We start from the raw sequence: 21402 nt of genomic DNA on the forward strand, positions 1-21402 counted from the left end.
CCACAGCGCCTACAGGTTGAAATCCATCATGAGCGGCTCATCGCCATAAACGACGATTTGTAGGTCGGCTTTCGCATCACCATCCAAGTCAGCCTGAATCAGATATCGCGTGCCTTGGTCTACAACGCGGATCTGACCGGCTGCTGTGAAAGACCCTGTGACGAAAGTGAAATCCTGATCGCCGGCAACGCCTGGCAAGGCGTCAATGAGATTGACCCAGATATCATCCTCACCGCTCACGAAATCGAAAATGATGTCGCGATCTGCGCCTGAAGTGGAATCTGAGGGCGAGGTAAACAGAAAGCGGTCAGCGCCTTCACCGCCAAAGAGCTTGTCACGTCCCTGGCCGCCAGCCAGCATATCGCTGCCGTCGCCGCCTTTCAGAACGTCGTTGCCTGTCTGTCCCGATAACGAATCATTGCCGGTTCCGCCTGTCATAATGTCCTGACCGGATCCCCCTGACAGCAAGTCACGCATTGCGCCGCCATAGATAAAATCGTCCCCCTCCGCCCCGTGAAGCGAATCTTCGCCATCGGCTCCAATGAGGATATCTGTTCCGCTTCCCCCATACAGAAAATCGTTTCCGCCTTCCCCGAGGAGACGATCATTTCCTTCCGAACCGTTGAGACGGTCATTACCGGCGCCGCCCTTCAGGCGATCATCGCCCTGACGGCCATATAGCCAATCAGCGCCCTCGCCGCCGTTGAGAAAATCATTGCCCTCGCCCCCTTCTATCCAGTCGTCCCCGCCATATCCAAACAGCCTGTCCGATCCCGAAAAACCTTGAATCGTGTCCGCTTCGCTGCCACCGACAAGAACGTCATCTCCGCTTGTGCCATTTATCAGAGCCATCGCAGCCGCCTCTAAATTGAACCTAATTCTCGCTATAACGACTGTTTTCGCCTCGGCAAGCGAAATCAGTGTCACCCTGTATCCATCGCGTGGTCACTGGTTTGTCTATGATCGAGGCGTCTAGGCGGTTAGGCTCCGCCGGTGCAGCAAGAGAGGCGCACCTAAGTGAGATCGAACGCGCTTCTTGTCACCGCGTGTCTGCTGATCGCCTGCTTTCTGGCCGCCCTGCTCGGCGCGTTGCAGAACCTGCTTACCTATTCGGTCAGCCGGTCATGGTTCCATGACTGGAAATTCTCGCAATTCGATATTCCGTCCGCACTGCATGGCCGGGCCGGCGCCAGCCTCGTCGGCCTCCTGGCGACCTGGTGGCTGGGGCTGATCCTCGGCCTCGTACTGCTGATCCCCTGCCTGTTCCAGCCGACGCCGCGCCGAATGTTCAGCGCTTTCCTGAAAGCCGCGCTCTTCGTGCTTGCGGCCGCCCTCATCGCAGAGATCGCCGCCGCGCTCTGGGGGCTGGCGCGCATCAATAGCGAGACCGCGCCCGGCTGGACGCGCGTCTTCGACGACCCGGCCGCCGCCGCCCGGGTCCAGTTCATCAATTTTATCGGCTATCTCGCAGCGGCGTGCGCAACCATTGCGGCGGCCGCTTACAGCTTTCACCGCCGAAATCATTGAATTGAAAAAGAGAAAATGGTGGCGGGGGGGAGACTCGAACTCCCGACCTCAGGATTATGAGTCCTGCGCTCTAACCAGCTGAGCTACCCAGCCACGTCTCATTGACGAGAGGGGCAGGGATATACGGGTCAAAGCCCCGGCAAGCAAGCAGGGCTGTGCAGCGCGCGCCGATTATCAGGCGTTCTCCGGCGGATACCGCCCGCTGGCCGCGTCCGGCCCGTCAATATGAGAGGCCGCCGCATCGCGTTTGCGCAGCAGCAACAGGCCATCGCCCAGCGACAGGAAAACCTGGTCGAACCGGCCATCGGATTTCGCCGTCACGGCCACTTCGCGCAACGCCCGCGTGGCGGGATCGTCCGCGTCCTGCTCGGCCACCTTGCCGCTCCACAGAACATTGTCGAGCACCATCAGCCCGCCCGGCCGCAACAGGCTGGCCGCCTCTTCGTAATAGGCGCCGTAATTTTCCTTGTCGGCGTCCAGGAAGACCATGTCCACGCTGTCGGAAAGCCCCTCCGCGCCCAGCGCCTTCAGGCTGTTCATGGCACCGCCGGGCCGTTTCTCGATCACGTCATCGACCCGGGCTTCCTTCCAGTAGCCCTCCGCGATGTCCAGAAACTCTTCTGAGATATCGCACGCGATGACGCGCGCGTTTGTCCCGTGGATTTCCTTCATCGGCAGGGCCATGGCCAGCGCCGAATAGCCCGTGAACGTCCCGACCTCGATATAGATTCGCGCCCCGGTCAGCCGCGCCAGAAACGCCATGAAGGCGCCCTGCTCGGCGCCGATCTGCATATTGGCGTCGTCGCGCTCCGCGGTTTCGGCGCGGCACCGGGCGAGGGCGGGATGCTCCTCGCGGTTGGCGCTGACGATATAGGCGTCGAGCTTGTCGCTCACTCCGATGGTTCTGCGGGACATGGATCAGGCTCTCCTACTGATTGTGGGGCGTGATCTCCGCGCGTCTCATCTCCTGTATACGCGAGGCGGCGCGTTGAAACTCGAAGGAATAATCGCCGCGCCCATAGAGTTGTTCCGGCTCCGACTCAGCGCGCGCCACCAGCACCGTGTCGTTCTCGTAGAGCGCATCGATCAGCGTCACCAGGCGTTTCGCCGCGTCGCGCCGGCTCTCGTCCAGCGCCGGGATATCCTCGACAAACAGCACGCGGTAGCGCCGCGCCAGCGCCAGATAGTCTCCCGCGCCCAGCGCCCGGCCGCACAGATCCTCGAACGGGAAACGCGCGCACCCCGCCGCCGCCCGCGGCACGTTCAACACCCGCCCCTTCACCATCACGGACTCCGCCTCTTCAGACGCCCCGCCGGTCGCGCGCTCCCACAGCGTCTCCAGCTTGCGTTCGGACGCCGCGTTCAGCGGGGTCAGCCACAGATCCTCCCCGGCCAGCGCCTGCCGCCGGTAATCGTGCCCGGCGTCCAGCTGCACCACCTCCATCGACTCGCAGATCAGATCAATGAACGGCATGAAGAGCTGGCGGTTGATCCCGCCCTCATACAGCTCCGTCGGCGCCCGGTTGGAGGTGGCGACCACCGTCACCCCCTCCCCGAACAGGTGATCGAAAAACCGGCCCACGATCATGGCGTCGGCGATGTCGTTGATTTCCGCCTCGTCCAGGCAGAACAGTCTCGCCGATTTCGCCATCACTTTCGCGGTCTGGCGGATCGGGTCGCTCTCCCCGGCCTTGCGGCGCGTTTCCAGATCGTCGTGAACCTCGGCCATGAAGTCGTGGAAATGCAGGCGGCGCTTCTCGCGCAGCGGCGCGTGTTCAAAGAACAGCGACATCAGCATGGACTTGCCGGTGCCCACGGGGCCATAGATCCAAAGCCCCGGCGGCGCGCTTTTCTTGCGCCCGAACCAGCCGCGCCCGGATTCGCCGACGCCCTCGGAAACGCGGGACAGGATCTCCGCCGCGTGCTCCTGTTCGGGATCGCGCTTCAGCGTTCCGGCCGCGACCTTTTCGCGCCAGGCTTCAAGAACGGATGGGCCCCTCAACCGATCAGCCGCAGTCGTTTCGGCTCGAGAATGCGCAGCGCCATCGCCAAATCCCGTCCGCGTTTGAGAATCTGTCCGCCCATGCCGACAATCATATACGCGCCCTGGCGCTGGGCCAGTTGCGGGTGCTTTTCGATGCGGTAGAGCGGCGCCTCGCTGGCGCGGCGGAAGACAGAGAACACGGCGCGGTCCTCGAGATGGTCGATCGCATAGTCACGCCATTCGCCGCCGGCCACCTGCCGCCCGTAGAGCGACAGGATCGCGTCCAGCTCGCGCCGGTCGAAGGCGACCTGCGCGCGGCGTCTGGAACGCCCGCCGGACTGATTTGCGGCGGGCGGACTCATATGGGATCTCCCAAATCGTCTCCTCTCATCACGAAAACCATATTACCAAGATTTAACCGGCGCCACGCAATAGCCTTATTTCGGTCAGGCTGCGGACAAATCCTGCTTTCAGAGTGTGAATTGTCGGCTGGTGCTGCTTCGATAAGTCCGCATCCTGGTTTTGACAGCCCCCCAGCCCCCGGGATCTGCGTCTTGCGGCCCAGCCGACATCCCTCCTTCCCCCACACCCCTTGCGATGACCCGGCGCTGGCGCGCGTCCCCCATGCCCGCTAGGCAATAGGGATGCGTCTGAACCAGGTCACGTTTCCGGTTGCCGATATCCCGCGCGCCCGCGCCTTCTGGCTGAAGCTGGGTTTCGCGCTGATCGTTGATTCGCCGCACTATTGCCGCTTCGAAACGCCGGAGGGCGAGGCGACGCTCTCCATCTCCCTCAATCCGGAAGCGGCCGGATCCGGCCCGAAAGTCTATTTCGAATATGAAAGCGCCGAGGCGCTGGATTTCGCCGTCGCCCTTTATGAGCGCAACGGAATCGAATTCGAGACCGCGCCCGAAGATCAGTCCTGGCTTTGGCGCGAAGCCCGGCTGACAGATCCCGACGGCAACCGCCTCATCCTCTATTACGCCGGCGAAAACCGCCTCAATCCGCCGTGGCGGGTATAGGGCAGGCGCGCAGGATCGGCGCGGCGAGGAGTTCGTACGGAGATCGCGCATCATCGGAGGGCCGTTCGGCTGGAACGCTTCGCCCGAGAATGGCCAGATAACGGTCCGCGCCTTTGCAAAAATGAAACGGGACCTCGTGATAGGGCAGCTGCCCCAACGACAGACTCGCCCGCAGTCTGATCTGTTCGAGCTGATCCGGGTCAGTTTCGCCACGCGAACGATGGTCGAGCCAGGCCAGCGTCGCCAATCCATTCAGGCGCGGCGCGCAATCCGGATCAATCATCTCAACCGCTTCACGGAAACTCTCCTCGGGATTGCTCGCCTGCGCATCCCTCTCAAGAAGCGCCTCCTCCAGAAGGCCGGCATTGAGATAAGCCAGACCAGCGGTCAGTTGGCGCATATCGGGGCCGTCCGTGGGCGTTTGGTCTCCGTAATCTCCCGCGCTGACGCTCACAGTCTCGGGCTTGATCTCTTCGACGCGCTGGCGGCTTCGCTCATAATCGCCGGAAATCACGCCGCGCCATGCGTCATGAATCCGGGACCGGAAAAGGTCCGGATAAAAGCCGTACAGACCCGTCAACCGGCCATGGACTGGCTCTCCTTCTCCCGCCTTGTCGCCATCATGGGTCTCGTAAAAGTCCAGATATTCCGGGCCAGTTAGAGGATACTCATTCCGGAGAAATCGCCGCGTAACGCTCTGATCGAGCTTTTCCTTGAATGCCTCGTTTGTGATCGCTGCGGAAGACCGCGCCCCGGGCGGAATGAGCGCCTGCCGTTCCGCATACTCCCAATTGCTCGGGCTGAAGCTGACCGGAACCCGGTTGCCGAGGCCCGCCAGGTCAACGCTGCCCGGCCGGCAGGCGCTTCTATCGATAAGCGGCGTGTATAGCTCTTCAAAAGCATTTTCTGTCTGGGCGCTGCCTTCAGCCGGGCTGAACGCAAGGAAGATAAAGGCGGCAAGGCAGGTTCTGGCTTTCATGCGGACAGGGTGACCGTCTGCCTGACCACGTCAAGCAGACGGGAAAAGCCGCCTACGGCAACCGCCCCGCGCCCAGCACCGGCCCAAGCCCGCGCGTCTGGACCAGCACCGCGGCGCCGTTTCCGTCATCGGCGACGGAAAATGTCTCCGTTCCGCCCGTCCATTCGCCCAGCCGCTCGATATCGGTGACCGGATTGACCGCCGTATAGGTGCGCCCGGCATTTTCCCCGCGCGAGACATCCACGCTGACCTCGCCCGGCTGATACCGCACCAGCCACACATCCGCCCCGCCTTCCGGCGCGGCGGCCGCTTTGACGGTCACAGACACCGCGTCGCCGGCGGTTTCCGTGGTGATTTCCGGTCCTGTAGCGGCGCCGGATTTGCGGCTTTTTATAAAACCGCCCACGTCGCCGCGCCGCGATCCGACCCCTTCCAGCGTCCCATCGGCCACGATTTGCGGCGTATAGACCCGCTTGGCGTTGAACGCCTTGGCATAGTCGCGCTGGCGTTCGGTGAACTCCGGATCGCCAAACGTGTCTTCCCAGCCCAGATAATCCCAGTAGGTCACGCCATAGGTCAGGATCAGCAGGTCGTCCCGTTCCGCCGAAAGATCGCGCATCAGCGCATTGGCCGGCGGGCAGGAGGAGCAGCCCTGGCTGACAAACAGCTCCAGAACCACCGGCTTGTCCGCAGCCTCGGCGGAACAGGCGGCGGCGAGCAGGGCGGCGGATAGGCTGAGGGTCTTGAACATCATGCCCGAAGGATAAGCGCCGCCCCCGCGCACGGCCCAATCACTTCGCTGTTATGGCCGGTTACGGGCGCAATCCGCATTGACCGCCGCGCCGGGACGCCGTATCGAGCGCGCGCTGGGCCTTGAGGAAGCGCCCGCCGCTCGCGGGCGAGCAATCGTCACGGTGAAGTCTTCCGCCTTATTCACGGCCTTGCTGGTTTTCAGAAAACAGCATGCGGTCCGATGGCAATGCGAGCGCCCGTCCAATTTCCGCATGCTTGTAACTGGAACAGGCTTGCCATGAATGACTCAACACCCCTTCCCGCCCTTGATGCGCTCAAGAATCAGGCGAAACGCCTGCGCGCACGCCTTGCAGAGGACGGCGATTTTCTTTCCCACAGCGAGACGCTGGAGCTTGTCGCGCGCCAGTATGGCTATCGCGACTGGAACACCATCCACGCCGCCTGCGGCAACCGGCCCCGGACTCCGGTCGCGGTCGGCGCTCAGGTCAGCGGCCATTATCTGGGCCAGCCTTTCACGGGCGAGGTGATCGGAGTCCAGAAACTCTCGGACAACGGCCGCGCCCGCATCACGCTGGACTTCCATGAGCCCGTCGATGTCGTGAAATTCGACAGCTTCTCGGCTTTTCGAAAGCGCGTTTCCTGCGTCATAGGCGCGGACGGCCGCACGGCGGAGAAGACCTCCGACGGTCAGCCGCAAATGATTCTGACGCTGTAACGATAAGAAAAGGGCCGGCGAGCCGCCTCGCCGGCCCTTCTTTTCACTCATTGAGAACGGATCAGGCGGCCAGATTGCGCAGCACGTAGTGCAGGATGCCGCCGTTTTTATAGTATTCCAGCTCGTTCTCGGTATCGATCCGGGCGCGAACCTTGGCGGTTTTCGTCTCGCCGTCGGCCGTGGTGATCGTGATGTCGAATTCCGCGCCGGGGGTCAGGCCCTCGATGCCCGGAATATCGACCTTCTCGTCGCCCTTCAGGCCCAGCTCTTCCCAGCTCGTCTCCTCGAACTGCAGGGGCAGCACGCCCATGCCGATCAGGTTGGAGCGGTGAATCCGCTCATACGATCCGGCGATAACGGCTTTCACGCCCAGCAGGATCGTGCCCTTGGCCGCCCAGTCGCGGGAGGAGCCGGTGCCGTATTCCTTGCCGGCGAACACCACCAGGTCCGTGCCGTCCTCGATATATTTCATCGCCGCGTCATAGATCGGCATGACCTCGCCGGACGGGATGTACTTGGTGTAGCCGCCCTCTTTCTCCGGGGTCATCTGGTTGCGGATGCGGATATTGGCGAAGGTGCCGCGCATCATCACTTCGTGATTGCCCCGGCGCGAGCCGTAGGAGTTGAACTCGCGCGGCTCCACGCCGTGCTCGATCAGATACTGGCCGGCGGGGGATTCTTTCCAGATCGAACCGGCCGGAGAAATGTGGTCGGTCGTGATGGAATCGCCCAGCAGGGCCATGATCCGCGCGCCCTTCACATTGGTCTTGGCGTCCGGCGTTCTGGACATGCCCTCGAAATACGGGGGATTGCGGACATAGGTGGATTCCTCGTCCCACTCATAGGTCTGGCCGCCCGTCACCTCGATGGCGCGCCAGTCCTCGTCGCCCTTGAAGACCTGTCCGTAGCGTTCCTCGAACATGGCCGGCGTGATGGATTCGCGAACCAGATCCTTGATCTCGTCCGTGCTCGGCCAGATGTCTTTCAGATAGACCGGCTCGTTTTCCTTGTCATAGCCGACCGGGTCTTCGGTCAGGTTGATATTCATGGAGCCGGCCAGCGCATAGGCCACGACCAGCGGCGGGGAGGCGAGATAGTTCGCCTTCACGTCCGGGCTGATCCGCCCCTCGAAATTGCGGTTGCCGGAGAGAACGGAGGTGGCGACCAGATCGCCTTCCTTCACCGCCGCCGAGATCGGCTCGGGCAGCGGGCCGGAATTGCCGATACAGGTCGTGCAGCCATAACCCACAAGATTGAAGCCCAGCGCGTCCAGATCGTCCTGCAAATTCGCGCGCTCCAGATAATCGGTCACCACCTGGGAGCCCGGCGCCAGCGAGGTCTTCACCCACGGCTTGACCTCCAGCCCTTTCTCCAGCGCGTTGCGCGCCAGCAGGCCCGCGCCGATCATCACGGACGGGTTGGACGTGTTGGTGCAGGAGGTAATGGCCGCAATCGTCACGTCGCCATGACCGATGGAATAATCCTCGCCCTCGATCTTCACGCGGCGATGACCGTCTTCGGCCTTCTTGAACACCTCGGCCAGATCCTCGGCGAACTTGTCGGCGGCGTTGGACAGCTCGATGCGGTCCTGCGGGCGTTTCGGCCCGGCGACGGACGCCACCACCGAACCCAGGTCCAGCTCCAGCGTGGAGGAGTAGAGCGGCTCCTCCTGTTCCGGGCGCCACAGGCCTTGCGCCTTGGCATAGGCCTCGACCAGCTTGATCCGCTCGGGATCGCGGCCCGTGGCCTCCAGATAACGCAGCGTGTCGTCATCGGTCGGGAAGAAGCCGCAGGTTGCGCCATATTCCGGCGCCATGTTGGAAATCGTGGCCTCGTCCTCGATGGACATCGTGTCCAGCCCCTCGCCGAAGAATTCGACGAACTTGCCGACCACGCCGTGCTGGCGAAGCATGTCGGTGACCGTCAGCACCAGGTCGGTGGCGGTCACGCCCTCGGCCAGCTTGCCGGTCAGCTTGAAGCCGACGACCTGCGGGATCAGCATGGAGATCGGCTGGCCCAGCATCGCGGCCTCGGCCTCGATGCCGCCCACGCCCCAGCCCAGAACCGACAGGCCGTTGATCATGGTGGTGTGGCTGTCCGTGCCGACAAGGGTGTCCGGCATGGCGTATTCCACGCCGTCCTCTTCCTTGGTCCAGACCGTCTGGCCCAGATATTCCAGGTTCACCTGGTGGCAGATGCCGGTGCCCGGCGGCACGACGCGGAAATTCTTGAACGCGCTCGCGCCCCATTTCAGGAACTTGTAGCGCTCCAGATTGCGCTCGTACTCGCGCTCCACATTCTTCTTGAAGGCGGTCGGGTTGCCGAAATAGTCGACCATGACGGAGTGGTCGATCACCAGATCGACCTGCGCCTGCGGATTGATGGCGTCCGGGTCCGCGCCCAGCTCCTTCGCCGCGTCGCGCATGGCGGCCAGGTCCACCACGGCCGGAACGCCGGTGAAGTCCTGCAGCAGGATGCGCGCGGGCTGATAGGCGATCTCGGTATGGCTGGAGCGTTTCTCCATCCAGTCGCGAACCGCTTCGATCTGCGCCTTGGTGACCAGATTGCCGTCTTCGCGGCGCAGCAAATTCTCAAGCAGCACTTTCAGCGTGTAGGGCAGTCGCGAAATGCCGTCGAGGCCGTTCTTCTCGGCCTCCTTCAGGTCGAAATATACATAGGTCTTGTCGCCGACCTTCATTTCGCGGCGGCAATTGAAACTGTCCTTGGACGCCATGGGCGGGCTCCTTATCATCGGGATGCATTTGAGTAGCTGGCAGTTATCTAGCCAAGCCAGCGCGCGCCGTCCACGCGGCGCATGTGTTTGCTGATATGACGCATGAGCATAAGGAAAGGTCCATGACCGCCCCGGTTATTCTCACACGCGATAAAAATATCGCGGCCGTCTCCATCAACCGGCCCGCCGCGCGCAACGCCGTTGATGCTGCAACTGCGAACGAGTTGCGAAAAGCTTTCCTCTCTCTGGAGCATGACGGGGATATCCGCGTCATCGTCTTCACCGGCGAGGACGGCGCATTCTGCGCCGGTTGGGACCTCAAGACCGTCTCGCGGGACACCGGCCTCGACATCGCCCCGCCCACGGGCGAGGCGCTGGACACTGGCGGACCGATGGGGCCGACGCGGCTGCAGCTTTCCAAGCCCGTGATCGCCGCCATAGAAGGCCCGGCCGTGGCCGGCGGCATGGAGCTGGCGCTCTGGTGCGACCTCCGCGTCATGGCGAAATCGGCGTATCTCGGCATTTATAACCGCCGCTGGGGCGTCCCCCTGATCGATGGCGGCACGACGCGCCTGCCGCGCCTGATCGGCGAGTCCCGCGCCATGGACCTGATCCTGACCGGCCGCAAGGTGGACGCGGAAGAGGCCTTCGCCATCGGCCTCGCCAACCGCCTGACCGATGACGGCGCGGCGATGGAAACCGCGCTTGAGCTGGCGCGTCAGATCGCCGCCTATCCGCCCAATGGCATGCTCGCCGACTGGAAAAGCGCGCGCGAAGGGCTGGATGGGGATATGATGGGCGCGCTCGAACGCGAATTCGCACGCGGCGCGGAAGTGATCCGCAGCGGCGAAAGCGCCATGGGCGCGGGCCGTTTCGCTTCCGGCAAGGGCCGTGGCGGCGATTTCGGCGACATCTAGGAATTTTCGATTACCGGGAGAGACACATGACCGCCCCAATCCGATTGCTGCTCGGCGCCGCCGCCATCATCGCCCTCGCCGCCTGTGACCGCGAGGCGGAAACGCCCGCGGCGGAACAACCGTCAGCCGCGCAGGACACCGCCGAAACCGGACAGGCCGCGGCCGAGGCCGGCGCCGGCGCTGGCGACTGGGCCGCTGAGGCCCCCTTCTCACTCAAGGAGGAGACCGACACCGCCACGATTGAAATATCCACGCCGGAAGAGGTCCTCTCCCGCGACCGCGCGCTCTATGAACAGATTTTCGTGGAGGCGGACGCCGCGGCGGAGCACTTCAAGCAAACCGCCGAGGAGGGTAAGGCAGACGCCGAGGCCAATGACTATCCCTTCCGCCCCTACACGCGGGAAGTGGAATGGGCCGCCCCCTTCGACAATGGCGAAATCGCCAGCCTGATCGGGCAGGTCTGGGAATATACCGGCGGCGCCCACGGCAATAATTACTACGACACGCTGACCTGGTCCTTCACCGAATCCGGCTTGCTCGTCACCAGCGACTTCTTCGTCCCGAACCAGGAAACCTGGGACGGGCTTTCCGCCATCGCCAGGGAAAAACTCTTGCAGGCCAAACGCGAGCGCTTTGCCGAATACAGGGAGGCTTCGGAAGACGTCGACCCCATGTGGATGGACGCCATCAAAGACGCGACCGCGCCCGAGGTTTCGTCCTTCGACCTGATGACGCTCGTCCCCTCCACGGAGGACGGCAAGGCCGGCGGGATCAAGCTCTACTACCCGCCCTACGCGGTCGGCCCCTATGCCGAGGGCTCGTATGAAATTGTCCTGCCGCAAGCGGACATCGCGCAATATATCGCCCCGGCGTACCGGGATTTGTTCGCGGGCGGTCCCGCGCCGGATCCGCAACTGAACCAGGGCGGCGAAGAATGATGCGTGCGGCGCCGCGCGCCCTTGGCCGCGGCGGCCTGACTTCATAAGACACGGCCATGAGCACGCGCCTGATCGCCTTCACGCCGCTGGCCATCCTGCTGGCCGTTATCCTCGCCTTTCTCTCCCTGCTGGTGCGGGGAGAGCCCGAGGCGCGCGACCCGATGGCGGGCAAGCCCTTCCCGCAGGTCGAGCTGGCGGCGCTGAACGGCTATGACCGTTTCAACCCGGCGGAGGGCCTGCCCGAAGGCCCGGCCCTGGTGAATATCTGGGCGTCATGGTGCACGCCATGCCTGGCCGAACACCCGCTCCTGATGGCCCTCGCCGAAGAGGGCGTCCCGCTCTACGGCATCGACTACAAGGAGCGCGAGCCGGGCGCGGGCGAGGCCTTCCTGCAGCGTCACGGCTCCCCCTTCGCCGCGGTCGGCGCGGACCCGGAAGGGCGCATGGGGCTGGAGCTGGGCGTCACCGGCGTCCCTGAAACCTTCGTGATCGATTCCAACGGCGTCATTATCGCCCGCCATGCCGGCCCGCTGACCGAGGAAATTATCCAAAACAAGCTCCGCCCGGCGCTCGACTCCGCCCTCTAGGCTATTGAATTAATTCACCTATCGATAAAATCTCGTCATCAGGCTTGCTTTTCATTTCGATGTTTGGCTAAATGTCGATATGAACACTGCCTTCAAAGCCCTCGCCGATCCCACGCGACGCCGCGTCCTTGAACTGCTCAGGAAGCGGCCGATGAGCGCGGGCGAACTGTCGAGCCACTTCGATGTGGCGCAATCGACCATGTCGGCGCATTTCGCGGTCCTCCGCGAAGCCGATCTCGTGACTTCCGAGAAGCAGGGAAAATCGGTGGTCTATCAGTTGAAACTGTCCGTTCTGGAAGAAGCCCTTCTGGGCTTCGCCCGCGCCTTCGGCTGGGAGTTGCAGAACGCCGGGCCGGCGGAAAATACGCCGCCGGAAACCAAAGGAGCCGATCAATGAGCACGCAATCCCTGACCCGGTCCGACAAGACCGCCGCCACCCTTGGATCACTGCTTGTGATCACGGTCATCGGCGTCGCCTTTATCAAGGAATTCGGCGGCATCGATAACATGGCCGCCAAGCGCATCATCGGCATGGCGATGGGCGGCTTGCTGATCGTTGCGGGCAATCTTCTGCCCAAGCTGGTGCTGCCGCTGGGCGGACGCCGCGACAATCCGCGCGCCGCGGCCGAGCGGCTGGCCGGATTGCTCTTTGTCATGGCCGGACTGGTCCAGATCGCCGCCTGGCTGTTTGCGCCGCAGGACGCCCCGCTCATCGCCTCCATCGCCGGTCTTTCGGCCGTGGCGCTCGCCGGCGCCAACTATCTCCTGAAATCCATACGGCGTCCGGCGCAGGCGGCCTCAGGGGCGGACCCGCACGTCCGCGATAACCGCCTCCTTATCGGCAAGCGCGACGTGGTCTTCCACATCCTGCATGCGCTGGCCTGGGTGTTCGCCATGTTCCTGGCGGACGAAATCTGGGGCGATGCCTCCGCCAAATGGATGGTCATCGGCTTTGTCCTCAGCCAGGGCATGTTCATCGCCGCCCTGACCACCAGCCGCGTCATCCTTCAGGGCGGAAAATCCTAGGCCCGCTCCACCCGGAAGGCGAAGCAGCCGGCGCGCGAGTTTCGCACATGGACATAGGCGACATCGGGATGGATCAGCGCGCCGCGCAATTCCATCTCCAGCGCCGCCGGGTCGTCCACCAGACGGTTTTCCGCATAGACGATCCGGTGATCCGCGTCATAGGCCCGGATCGTCCGCGCCCCGCCCCGCGCCACCGTCGGCAGGCGGCCATTGCAGCGCCGCCGCCTGCACGCCGCTTCATGGATGAAAACCGGCCCGGCTTCCCAGAACGGCCCCGGCGGATTGGGGGCATAGGAGAACAACAGCGCCCCCTCCCCCTCGCCAATGTTCCGCAGGCACAGCCGGCACGGGAACCCCGCCCCGGTCGAAACCATGCGCGCGGCGGGCCGCCCCGCCGCATCCGGCCCGCCCGCGCGGATCGCGTCAGCGGTTTCGGCGGTGATGGGAACGATATTCAGGATCATGGGGAAAACTCCGTCTTTTGATGACGAAGCCTTGGCCTCGAATTCCGGCGATGGCGACCCGAACCTTGCGCTCCCCGCCCTCGCGCGCAGAGGGTTTACCTCACCGCATAAAGAAACCGCGCATAGCCGATCTCTGCCGCGTTCTTCATCAGTTCGATATTCACCCAGGCCGCAACATCGCCAAAGGGCCGGTCGCGGAACGGCCAGCGGGTCCGCTCGGCCGAGGCCAGATCCGCTTCGCCGAGACCCTCCAGCCGTCCCCGCCAGTCTTCCCGCAACCCGTCCAGCCACGCGCGCACGCCGTCGGCCTCCCCCGGCCAGACCACGTCTTCATGGGAGAGCGTCCCCTCGCCGAACGCATGATCCAGCGCCATCGACCACCAGAATCCGATATGCCAGGTTGTCCAGGCGATGGAGGGCGGGCCAAGGTCATAGCCCTCGCTCTCCGGCCATTCGCCGCGCCACGCCCCGCCCGCATCCTTGCGGACATGCAGCCCCTTTTCCGCGGGCCGCCACAGGCATTCTTCGGTCGTCAGGTCTTCGAGATGATATTCAGTCAGCGCCCAGGCCGTATCGAACTGGCGGAGGAGATATCCGCGCGCCGCGCTCATCGGCTCAGGACGCTTCCTCTTCCTGCTCGGCCGACTTGTTGTCGCGCCCCGCTTCGTAGTCCTCGTTGGACCGGTCGGTCCATTTCAGGGTCAGCGGCACATTGGCCATGGCGAACACGAAGGTCAGCGGGATTACGCCCAGCACCTTGAAATTCACCCAGAACCCCTCGCTCATCGTGCGCCACACCACTTCGTTCAGGATGGCCAGGAACACGAACCACAGCGCCCATCGCACGGCCAGCGTGCGCCAGACCGGATCGGGCAGGGTGAACATGGACCCGAAGGCCAGCTTCCAGACATTCCGCCCGGCCACCAGCGACCCGAATATGATCACCGCATAGACCAGATTCATGATGGTCGGCTTGATGTAGATGATCAGCTTGGAATGGAAGGCCAGCGCGATGCCGCCCATGGCCAGCACCAGCACGGTGGTGGCGATCAGCAGATAGGACAGCCGCTTTTGCACCAGCTTGGCGTAGATGAAGGCCACGGCCGCCGCGGCCATGTACAGTCCCGTCGCCCAGAAAATCGCCTGATCGGCGCCGATCAGGCCGCCGGTTCCGTCCTCGCCCGGCTCCATCCGGAAAAAGACGTTGTAGGAGAGGGTGAAGAGTAGAACCGGACCGATATCGACCAGCAGCTTCTTCAATTGCTGGCCGGCCTGTTCGTCGGTCATCTTTTCCGTCTGGCTCACGCGCTCTCCTTCTCCAGTCCGACCAGCCCGCGCGCGAATGCTTCCGCGTCGAACGGCTGCAGGTCGTCCACCCCTTCGCCCACCCCGATATAATAGATCGGCAAATCGTGCTTTTCCGCCACCGCCATCAGCACGCCGCCCTTCGCCGTGCCGTCCAGCTTGGTCATCACAAGGCCCGAGACCTCGGCGGCCTGTTTGAAGATTTCCGCCTGGCTGAGCGCGTTCTGGCCGACCGTGGCGTCCAGCACAAGGATCACCTCGTGCGGCGCCTTGGGATCCTTTTTCTTCAGGACCCGGACGATCTTCTCCAGCTCTTCCATCAGTTCGCGGCGGTTCTGCAGCCGCCCGGCGGTGTCGGCCAGCACCACGTTGCGGCCCTGCATCATCGCCTGCCCGTAGGCGTCAAAGATCAGGCCCGCCGCGTCCGCGCCGATATCCTTCTTGATGATCGGCGTGTTTGTCCGGTCGGCCCAGGCGGCGACCTGTTCCACGGCGGCGGCGCGGAACGTATCGCCCGCCGCGATCAGGGGGCGCCAGTTCTCGTCGTTCAGCTTCTGGGAAATCTTGCCCAGCGTCGTGGTCTTGCCGGAGCCGTTCACGCCCACGAACAGCACCACGCGCGGCGGCGCGCCGGAAAGGTCCAACGGCTTTTCATAGGGCTTCAAGCGCTTGGCGATCTCGGCCGCCAGCGCTTCCTTGATCTCGGCCTCGCTGACATTCTCGCCGAAGCGCTGTTCTTTCAGCGCCTCGACAATCTCCATCGCCGCCACGCCGCCAAGGTCGGAGGCGATCAGCAGCTCTTCCAGCTCGTCCAGCGTCTCCCGGTCCAGCGGCTTTTTGGCGATCGCCGCCACCCCCTCCGACAGCCGGTCGGAGGAGCGTTTCAATCCCTTCGCAAAGCGGGAGAACAGGCCGGGCTTCTTGTCCTGATCGCTCACGCGGCGGCCTGCATCTCTTTTTTCGGGTTCACCCCGCCCAGCGTCAGTTCAACGATGTCGCCCGGCTGGCCGCCGATCATGCGGACCGGGGTGAAATCCTCGTCCCGCGCAAAGCCCGGCTTCTCCACCAGCGCCCGCGCAGCCGTCCCGGCGCGGCGGTCCAGATGGCGGTTCAGCGCCGCGTCCCCGGCCTCACGCAGGCGCGCCGCGCGCTCCTTGACCAAGGCCCGGTCCAGCTGCGGCATCCGCGCGGCGGGCGTGCCCTCGCGGGGGCTGAACGGAAAGACGTGCAGATAGGACAGCCCGCATTCCTCCACCAGGCTCACGGCGTTATCGAACATCGCCTCGGTCTCGGTCGGGAAGCCGGCGATCAGGTCCGCCCCGAACGCTACGTCCGGCCTTGCGGCGCGGATCTTGTCGGTCAGCGCGATGGCGTGATGGCGCAGATGCCGCCGCTTCATCCGCTTCAGCATCATGTCGTCGCCATGCTGCAGCGACAGGTGCAGATGCGGCATCAGGCGCGGCTCGCTTCCGATCAGCTCGAACAGCACATCGTCAATCTCCACCGCGTCGATGGAGGACAGCCGCAGGCGCGGCAGTTCGGGAATCTCCCGCAGGATGGCCCCGGCCAGCACGCCCAGCTCCGGCTTGCCGTCCAGATCCTCGCCCCAGGAGGTGATGTCCACGCCCGTCAGCACGATTTCCTGGTGCCCGGTCTCCACCAGCCGCCGCACCCGCGTCACCACCTCGTCGGCGGGGACGGAGCGCGAATTGCCGCGGCCATAGGGAATGATGCAGAAGGTGCAGCGATGGTCGCAGCCGGTCTGGACCTGCACATGCGCGCGGGCGCGCTTGTCCATGCCCTCCACCACCGCGCCGCGCGGGCGGGTGGCGCGCATGATGTCGGAGACCTGGACCCGGCCGCCCTCGCCCTTGGCAAGGCGGTCCCAGGCGCCGCGGGTCAGCTTTTCCTCATTGCCGATCACGCGGCTGACTTCCGGCATGGCGTCGAACGCGCCCGGCTCCACCTGCGCGGCGCAGCCCGTCACGATGACCTGCGCGTCCGGATTGGCGCGATGCGCCTTTCGGATGCGCTGGCGCGTCTGGCGCACGGCCTCGCCGGTCACCGCGCAGCTATTGACGATGACGGCGTTTTCCAGCCCCGCGGCCCGCGCATGGTCGCGCATGACCTCGCTCTCCCAGCTGTTCAGCCGGCAGCCGAGCGTCTCGACCCGCAGATTATCTTTCGCGCCTGTCGTCATAGCGGCGGGAAACTGGGCTTTCACAGGAATTTTATCAAGCGCGGGAACTGTTCGCCCCGTCCGTCATTTAACTGTCACGCGCCGCGCCAACGCACACATGAGTTATCCCCATGACAAGACGCTATAACGAAGGCACCAAGGTCGAGTGGTACTGGGGCCAGGGGGAGGCCACGGGAATCGTCTCCGAAATCTTCACCCATGACGTCACCCGCACCATCAAGGGCTCGGAAATCAAGCGCGAAGCGTCGGAGGACTGCCCCGCCTACCTGATCGAACAGGATGACGGCGACTCCGTCCTTAAATCCCACTCAGAGGTCCACAAGGCGTTTTAGGTCTAGAGCGGAAGCGACCCTTCGCCTTCCAGCTCGACCGGGCCGGTCATGAAAACATGGCCGTTGCCGCGCCAGTCGATCAGCAATTCGCCGCCATCCACGATCACGCTGGCCTTGCGCTCGCACATCCGCCGGCGGTGCGCGGCGACCAGCGCGGCGCACGCGCCCGTGCCGCAGGCCTTGGTCAGGCCCGCCCCGCGCTCCCACACCCGAAGGCGGATGCGGTCCGGCGCCTGCACTTCGGCAAAGCCGACATTCACCCCTTCCGGGAAGAGCGGGTGGCGCTCGATCATCCGGCCCACCGTCTCGGCGGGGGCCTTCTCCGCGTCCTCAACGAAAAAGACGACATGCGGATTGCCCATATTCACCGCCCCGGGCAGCTGCAGCACCGGGTTGTCGATCGGGCCGATCTTCAGATCGATGCCGCGCGTATCCATGCGCTCTTCCAGCGGAATCTCCGTCCAGTCCAGCTTCGGCGGCCCCATATCGATGGTGATGGCATGCTCTCCGGCGCGCTCGGCGCGCAGGTTTCCGCCCGTTGTCGCAATGGTCAGGCGGGAATGGCCCGTCTCGTTCATCAGGAACCAGGCGACGCAGCGCGCGGCGTTGCCGCAGGCCCCGACCTCACCGCCATCGGCGTTCCAGATGCGCATGAAGACATCGGCCTCGCCGGACGGCTCCATGGCGATCACCTGATCGGCGCGCGTCGCCTTGGCGATGGCCGCGGCCTGGTCCTCGGCCAGGGTCAGGCGGCCCTTCTCCCGGGCGTCGAAGATGGCAAACGCGTTGCCGGCCCCGTTCATCTTCAAAAACCGCATATAACCGCCTCTGTCCGCCGCGCCCGCATCCTGTGAATGACCAGACGCATATGGCGTTTTCATGAGCGTGGACACTGGAACTCTCCGCCCGGCTGCGCTAGCCGGAGTGATGAAACAAATCGCACGCCAAAGATAGGAAGGCCCCGATGATCGCAAGGTCCATCACTGTCCCCCGCCCGAACTCTATGCTGGCCCTCCTTTCCAGCGCCCTAATCGGATCGCTGATTCTGGCGCTGGCCGCGCGCATCAACGCGCCGATGTGGCCGGTGCCGATGACGCTGCAGACGCTGGCCCTGGTCCTGATCGGCTCCTATGCCGGGGCGCGCGGCGCGGCGCTGGCCGTCACCGCCTATCTGGCGGAGGGCCTGATGGGCCTTCCCGTCTTCACCGCCGGCGCGGGCCCGGCCTATTTCGCCGGCCCGACCGGGGGATATCTGATCGCCTTCCTGCCGGCGGCGTGGCTGGCCGGTTACGCCTCTGACCGCGGCTGGCTGCGCAACGCCTTCGCCGCGTTTGCCGTGTTCGCCGCGGCGCACGCCATCGTGCTGGCCGGCGGCGTCGCCTGGCTGGCCGTGACGCTGGGCGCGACGGCGGCGATTGCGGGCGGCCTGCTGCCCTTCCTGCCGGGCGCGCTGGTGAAATCGGCGCTGGCGACGGCGGTCACCGCCGCCGCCCGTCCCGCAAAACGCGCCGCCTGACCGTTTCCCGCCTTTGCCTCTCCCGTCCGCTCGGCTAGGTTCGCCCGCGGGGATGTTCGGGAGAGGCAAGAGGCAAGACTCCATTATGAGACACATGACCGCCGCCGCGCTGACCGCGGCGCTGATGTCCACGTCCGCGCTGGCGCAGGATGCGGATACGACTGAGGATTCACAGGACACGATGAGCGAGACGACCGAGGCCGCGGCCGCCGACCCCTTCCTCTGGCTGGAAGAGGTGGAGGGCGGGCGTGCGCTGACCCAGGTGCGCGAATGGAATTCCGGCACGCTGGATACGCTCAAGGCCGATCCGCTTTACGAGGAGCTCTATAACGAAGCCCTCGCAATCGTGAACTCCGAAGACAAGATCGCCTATCCGTCGCAGCGCGGCGATCACGTCTATAATTTCTGGCAGGACGAGACCCACGTGAAGGGCATCTGGCGCCGCGCCACGCTGGAATCCTACATGTCGGGCGCGCCCGAATGGGACATCCTGCTGGACGTCGACGCGCTGGCCGAGGAAGAAGGCGAGTCCTGGGTCTATAAGGGCTCCTCCTGCGCCGAACCGGCCAATCGCCGCTGCATCATCACCCTGTCGCCGGGCGGCTCCGACGCCGCAGTGCGCCGGGAATTCGATGTCGAGACCAAGTCCTTCGTCGAGGATGGCTACGCCCTGCCCGTCGCCAAGGGCTTCACGAGCTGGATCAGCGAGGACGAACTGCTGGTCGCCACCGACTGGGGCGAGGGTACGATGACCGAGTCCGGCTACCCCTTCGTCGTGAAGACGTGGCGGCGCGGAACCCCGCTGGAGGACGCCGAGGAAGTGATCCGCGGCGACCAGACCGATGTCGGCGTCTGGCCGTTCGCCATTCATACCGAGGCCCGCACCTATGTCGCCTTCTCCGAGGCCGACACTTTCTACGAGACCAAGTGGTGGATGCTGGACGCGGAAGGCGAGAAGGTGCAGCTGCCCCTGCCCGCCAAGTCCTCCATCACCGACATCCATGAAGGCCAGCTTTTGGTCGCCCTGCAGGAAGACTGGGCGCCCGAATCGGGCGGCGCGTTCACCTCGGGTCAGCTCGTCTCCTTCGATATCGACCAGTATCTGGAAACCGGCGAGCTGGGCGGCGTACAGGCCGTCTATACGCCGGACGACCGCTCGGCCTTCCAGTCCGCCTCCGCCACCGCGGCGGGCGTGATCGTCTCGATCACCGAGAACGTGCAGGGCCAGGCCTGGCTCTACACGCTGGACGACGCCGGACAGTGGCAGTCCACGCGCATTCCGCTGGCTGAAAACTCCGTCGTCTCGCTGGCCGACGCGGACCGCGAGTCCGCCCTCGCCTTCTTCTCGGTCGAGAACATGCTGACCCCCGACACGCTCTACGCCGTGGACCTGACCACGCTGGAGCCCTCCGTCGCGGCGCAGCTTCCCGAATGGTTCGACTCCGCCACCATGGAGGTCGAGCAGATGGAGGCGGCCAGCAAGGACGGCACGAAAGTCCCGTATTTCGTGATGAAGCCCAAAGGCATTGAGCTGGACGGAACCAACCCGACCCTGCTCTACGGCTATGGCGGCTTCCAGGTGACGATGGACCCGTCCTACTCCGCCCTGCGCGGCAAGCTGTGGGTGGAAAACGGCGGCACGTTCGTGCTGGCCAATATCCGCGGCGGCGGCGAATTCGGCCCCGCCTGGCACCAGGCCGGCCTGAAGACCAACCGCCAGGTCATCTATGACGACTTCATCGCGGTGGGCGAGGACCTGATCGAGCGCGGCGTCACCGCCCCGGAGCATCTGGGCATCATGGGCGGCTCGAACGGCGGCCTGCTGATGGGCGTGATGTACACCCAGCGCCCGGATCTGTGGGGCGCGGTCGTCTGCCAGGTGCCGCTGCTGGACATGCTGCGCTATCACAAGCTGCTGGCCGGCGCGTCCTGGGTCGGCGAATACGGCTCCCCGGAAATTCCGGAAGAGCGCGAATTCCTGCAATCCATCTCGCCCTACCACAATGTCGCGGCGGACGCGGACTATCCGCCGATCTTCTTCGTGACCTCCACCAAGGATGACCGCGTCCATCCGGGCCACGCCCGCAAGATGGCCGCGCGCCTCGCCGAAGAAGGCCACGCCTTCGACTATTACGAAAACATCGAAGGCGGCCACTCCGCCGCCGCCAACCTGATCGAGACGGCCAACCGCGTCGCCCTCGAATACACCTGGCTCTGGGACCGCCTCAGCGGCGACGACGCCTAGAACCAGACCTGCACGCGTAAAAAAGCGCCCCTTCCGGAAACGGGAGGGGCGTTTTCCATGGAAAAACAGCCGGATTTGCCGGGGAAGTTCGCGGTTTCTGAAGTCCGCCTTCGAGACGCTGCTCCGCAGCTCCTCAGGCTAAGGGTGGGGGTTGGAAG

General features: G+C 64.5%; 24 protein-coding genes and 1 tRNA gene. 11 read left to right on the forward strand and 14 right to left on the reverse strand.

The features are described 5' to 3' along the window. Positions 1-9: 9 nt before the first annotated feature. On the reverse strand, positions 10-927 hold the full coding sequence (locus L338_RS11885) for a calcium-binding protein (protein WP_152485885.1): 918 nt from the start codon (positions 925-927) through the stop codon (positions 10-12). 90 nt (positions 928-1017) lie between these two features. On the opposite strand from L338_RS11885, the gene L338_RS16655 reads away from it, so the two are divergent. Further along, positions 1018-1527 (forward strand): hypothetical protein, encoded by a 510-nt coding sequence (locus tag L338_RS16655; RefSeq protein ID WP_022698615.1) that lies wholly within the window; start codon positions 1018-1020, stop codon positions 1525-1527. A 16-nt stretch (positions 1528-1543) separates the two neighbouring features. Here L338_RS16655 and L338_RS11895 read toward each other — a convergent pair. The 4 genes from L338_RS11895 to L338_RS11910 all read right to left on the reverse strand — a co-directional run bounded on the left by L338_RS11895 (position 1544) and on the right by L338_RS11910 (position 3873). Beyond that, a tRNA-Met gene (locus L338_RS11895) sits at positions 1544-1620 on the reverse strand. Between the two features lie 81 nt (positions 1621-1701). Further along, a complete protein-coding gene (locus L338_RS11900) occupies positions 1702-2442 on the reverse strand; it encodes an O-methyltransferase (protein WP_022698616.1) in 741 nt (246 codons plus the stop codon). A 13-nt stretch (positions 2443-2455) separates the two neighbouring features. Next, on the reverse strand, positions 2456-3529 hold the full coding sequence (gene zapE / locus L338_RS11905) for a cell division protein ZapE (RefSeq protein ID WP_022698617.1): 1074 nt from the start codon (positions 3527-3529) through the stop codon (positions 2456-2458). Then, entirely contained in the window at positions 3526-3873 is a 348-nt protein-coding gene (locus tag L338_RS11910; RefSeq protein WP_022698618.1) for a DUF2794 domain-containing protein, read from the reverse strand. Before L338_RS11910 ends, zapE begins: the two co-directional genes overlap by 4 nt. 282 nt (positions 3874-4155) lie before the next feature. Here L338_RS11910 and L338_RS11915 point away from each other — a divergent pair, with 282 nt between their 5' ends. Further along, positions 4156-4533 carry a VOC family protein gene (locus tag L338_RS11915; RefSeq protein ID WP_022698619.1) on the forward strand — a complete coding sequence of 126 codons (378 nt, stop codon included), beginning with the start codon at positions 4156-4158 and terminating at the stop codon, positions 4531-4533. On the opposite strand, the gene L338_RS17620 is transcribed toward L338_RS11915, so the two are convergent. Then, complete coding sequence (locus L338_RS17620; protein ID WP_022698620.1) at positions 4511-5512, reverse strand: hypothetical protein; 1002 nt, start codon at positions 5510-5512, stop codon at positions 4511-4513. The two genes, L338_RS11915 and L338_RS17620, sit on opposite strands and share 23 nt — an antisense overlap. Positions 5513-5564: 52 nt before the next feature. Further along, entirely contained in the window at positions 5565-6266 is a 702-nt protein-coding gene (locus L338_RS11925) for a DUF1223 domain-containing protein (protein ID WP_022698621.1), read from the reverse strand. A 276-nt stretch (positions 6267-6542) separates the two neighbouring features. Here L338_RS11925 and L338_RS11930 point away from each other — a divergent pair, with 276 nt between their 5' ends. Further along, positions 6543-6980: a glyoxalase superfamily protein gene (locus L338_RS11930; protein ID WP_022698622.1), complete on the forward strand. Its 438-nt coding sequence runs from the start codon at positions 6543-6545 to the stop codon at positions 6978-6980. Positions 6981-7041: 61 nt separating this feature from the next. Here L338_RS11930 and acnA read toward each other — a convergent pair whose 3' ends face one another. Then, positions 7042-9714, reverse strand: coding sequence for an aconitate hydratase AcnA (gene acnA, locus L338_RS11935; protein WP_022698623.1), 2673 nt, complete (start codon positions 9712-9714; stop codon positions 7042-7044). Between the two features lie 122 nt (positions 9715-9836). Between acnA and L338_RS11940 the strand changes: the two genes are divergently transcribed. From L338_RS11940 to L338_RS11960, 5 genes are all read left to right on the forward strand, one after another. After that, entirely contained in the window at positions 9837-10631 is a 795-nt protein-coding gene (locus L338_RS11940) for a crotonase/enoyl-CoA hydratase family protein (RefSeq protein WP_081639609.1), read from the forward strand. Between the two features lie 26 nt (positions 10632-10657). Then, positions 10658-11569 carry a DUF3298 and DUF4163 domain-containing protein gene (locus L338_RS11945; RefSeq protein ID WP_022698625.1) on the forward strand — a complete coding sequence of 304 codons (912 nt, stop codon included), beginning with the start codon at positions 10658-10660 and terminating at the stop codon, positions 11567-11569. Between the two features lie 56 nt (positions 11570-11625). Then, positions 11626-12156 carry a DsbE family thiol:disulfide interchange protein gene (locus L338_RS11950; RefSeq protein WP_022698626.1) on the forward strand — a complete coding sequence of 177 codons (531 nt, stop codon included), beginning with the start codon at positions 11626-11628 and terminating at the stop codon, positions 12154-12156. Positions 12157-12235: 79 nt separating this feature from the next. Next, a complete protein-coding gene (locus L338_RS11955; RefSeq protein WP_022698627.1) occupies positions 12236-12553 on the forward strand; it encodes an autorepressor SdpR family transcription factor in 318 nt (105 codons plus the stop codon). After that, positions 12550-13182 carry a hypothetical protein gene (locus L338_RS11960; RefSeq protein WP_022698628.1) on the forward strand — a complete coding sequence of 211 codons (633 nt, stop codon included), beginning with the start codon at positions 12550-12552 and terminating at the stop codon, positions 13180-13182. The genes L338_RS11955 and L338_RS11960 overlap by 4 nt, the downstream gene beginning before the upstream one ends. Here the strand turns inward: L338_RS11960 and L338_RS11965 are convergent. The 5 genes from L338_RS11965 to mtaB all read right to left on the reverse strand — a co-directional run bounded on the left by L338_RS11965 (position 13179) and on the right by mtaB (position 17151). Next, on the reverse strand, positions 13179-13646 hold the full coding sequence (locus tag L338_RS11965; RefSeq protein ID WP_022698629.1) for a DUF1203 domain-containing protein: 468 nt from the start codon (positions 13644-13646) through the stop codon (positions 13179-13181). The genes L338_RS11960 and L338_RS11965 overlap by 4 nt on opposite strands. Positions 13647-13741: 95 nt before the next feature. Next, a complete protein-coding gene (locus tag L338_RS11970; protein ID WP_022698630.1) occupies positions 13742-14257 on the reverse strand; it encodes a DinB family protein in 516 nt (171 codons plus the stop codon). Between the two features lie 4 nt (positions 14258-14261). Next, positions 14262-14951 carry an inner membrane-spanning protein YciB gene (locus tag L338_RS11975; RefSeq protein ID WP_022698631.1) on the reverse strand — a complete coding sequence of 230 codons (690 nt, stop codon included), beginning with the start codon at positions 14949-14951 and terminating at the stop codon, positions 14262-14264. Further along, entirely contained in the window at positions 14948-15889 is a 942-nt protein-coding gene (gene ftsY, locus L338_RS11980) for a signal recognition particle-docking protein FtsY (protein WP_022698632.1), read from the reverse strand. Before ftsY ends, L338_RS11975 begins: the two co-directional genes overlap by 4 nt. Beyond that, a complete protein-coding gene (gene mtaB, locus L338_RS11985) occupies positions 15886-17151 on the reverse strand; it encodes a tRNA (N(6)-L-threonylcarbamoyladenosine(37)-C(2))-methylthiotransferase MtaB (RefSeq protein WP_033311258.1) in 1266 nt (421 codons plus the stop codon). The genes ftsY and mtaB overlap by 4 nt, the downstream gene beginning before the upstream one ends. A 110-nt stretch (positions 17152-17261) precedes the next feature. Between mtaB and L338_RS11990 the strand changes: the two genes are divergently transcribed. Continuing rightward, a complete protein-coding gene (locus tag L338_RS11990) occupies positions 17262-17483 on the forward strand; it encodes a hypervirulence associated TUDOR domain-containing protein (RefSeq protein WP_022698634.1) in 222 nt (73 codons plus the stop codon). 2 nt (positions 17484-17485) lie between these two features. Here L338_RS11990 and dapF read toward each other — a convergent pair whose 3' ends face one another. Further along, entirely contained in the window at positions 17486-18301 is an 816-nt protein-coding gene (gene dapF / locus L338_RS11995) for a diaminopimelate epimerase (RefSeq protein WP_022698635.1), read from the reverse strand. A 146-nt stretch (positions 18302-18447) separates the two neighbouring features. On the opposite strand from dapF, the gene L338_RS12000 reads away from it, so the two are divergent. Together L338_RS12000 and L338_RS12005 are read left to right on the forward strand one after the other, a co-directional pair. Further along, positions 18448-18999, forward strand: a complete 552-nt coding sequence (locus L338_RS12000) for a biotin transporter BioY (RefSeq protein ID WP_033311260.1) — start codon at positions 18448-18450, stop codon at positions 18997-18999. Positions 19000-19084: 85 nt separating this feature from the next. Next, positions 19085-21244: a prolyl oligopeptidase family serine peptidase gene (locus L338_RS12005; protein WP_152485887.1), complete on the forward strand. Its 2160-nt coding sequence runs from the start codon at positions 19085-19087 to the stop codon at positions 21242-21244. Positions 21245-21402 lie beyond the last annotated feature (158 nt).

Origin of the sequence: Euryhalocaulis caribicus (assembly GCF_000412185.1) — a bacterium.
Taxonomy (GTDB): domain Bacteria; phylum Pseudomonadota; class Alphaproteobacteria; order Caulobacterales; family Maricaulaceae; genus Euryhalocaulis; species Euryhalocaulis caribicus.

Bases quoted from the DNA above. Each gene is read 5' to 3' on its own strand.
- L338_RS11925 (WP_022698621.1), bottom strand. From the start codon at position 6,266: ATGATGTTCAAGACCCTCAGCCTATCCGCCGCCCTGCTCGCCGCCGCC.
- L338_RS11910 (WP_022698618.1), bottom strand. From the start codon at position 3,873: ATGAGTCCGCCCGCCGCAAATCAGTCCGGCGGGCGTTCCAGACGCCGC.
- L338_RS17620 (WP_022698620.1), bottom strand. From the start codon at position 5,512: ATGAAAGCCAGAACCTGCCTTGCCGCCTTTATCTTCCTTGCGTTCAGC.
- L338_RS11950 (WP_022698626.1), top strand. From the start codon at position 11,626: ATGAGCACGCGCCTGATCGCCTTCACGCCGCTGGCCATCCTGCTGGCC.
- L338_RS11930 (WP_022698622.1), top strand. From the start codon at position 6,543: ATGAATGACTCAACACCCCTTCCCGCCCTTGATGCGCTCAAGAATCAG.
- L338_RS11945 (WP_022698625.1), top strand. From the start codon at position 10,658: ATGACCGCCCCAATCCGATTGCTGCTCGGCGCCGCCGCCATCATCGCC.
- L338_RS11915 (WP_022698619.1), top strand. From the start codon at position 4,156: ATGCGTCTGAACCAGGTCACGTTTCCGGTTGCCGATATCCCGCGCGCC.
- L338_RS11965 (WP_022698629.1), bottom strand. From the start codon at position 13,646: ATGATCCTGAATATCGTTCCCATCACCGCCGAAACCGCTGACGCGATC.
- L338_RS11960 (WP_022698628.1), top strand. From the start codon at position 12,550: ATGAGCACGCAATCCCTGACCCGGTCCGACAAGACCGCCGCCACCCTT.
- L338_RS12000 (WP_033311260.1), top strand. From the start codon at position 18,448: ATGATCGCAAGGTCCATCACTGTCCCCCGCCCGAACTCTATGCTGGCC.
- mtaB (WP_033311258.1), bottom strand. From the start codon at position 17,151: ATGACGACAGGCGCGAAAGATAATCTGCGGGTCGAGACGCTCGGCTGC.
- dapF (WP_022698635.1), bottom strand. From the start codon at position 18,301: ATGCGGTTTTTGAAGATGAACGGGGCCGGCAACGCGTTTGCCATCTTC.
- acnA (WP_022698623.1), bottom strand. From the start codon at position 9,714: ATGGCGTCCAAGGACAGTTTCAATTGCCGCCGCGAAATGAAGGTCGGC.
- L338_RS11970 (WP_022698630.1), bottom strand. From the start codon at position 14,257: ATGAGCGCGGCGCGCGGATATCTCCTCCGCCAGTTCGATACGGCCTGG.
- L338_RS12005 (WP_152485887.1), top strand. From the start codon at position 19,085: ATGAGACACATGACCGCCGCCGCGCTGACCGCGGCGCTGATGTCCACG.
- L338_RS11940 (WP_081639609.1), top strand. From the start codon at position 9,837: ATGACCGCCCCGGTTATTCTCACACGCGATAAAAATATCGCGGCCGTC.
- L338_RS11955 (WP_022698627.1), top strand. From the start codon at position 12,236: ATGAACACTGCCTTCAAAGCCCTCGCCGATCCCACGCGACGCCGCGTC.
- L338_RS11990 (WP_022698634.1), top strand. From the start codon at position 17,262: ATGACAAGACGCTATAACGAAGGCACCAAGGTCGAGTGGTACTGGGGC.
- L338_RS11900 (WP_022698616.1), bottom strand. From the start codon at position 2,442: ATGTCCCGCAGAACCATCGGAGTGAGCGACAAGCTCGACGCCTATATC.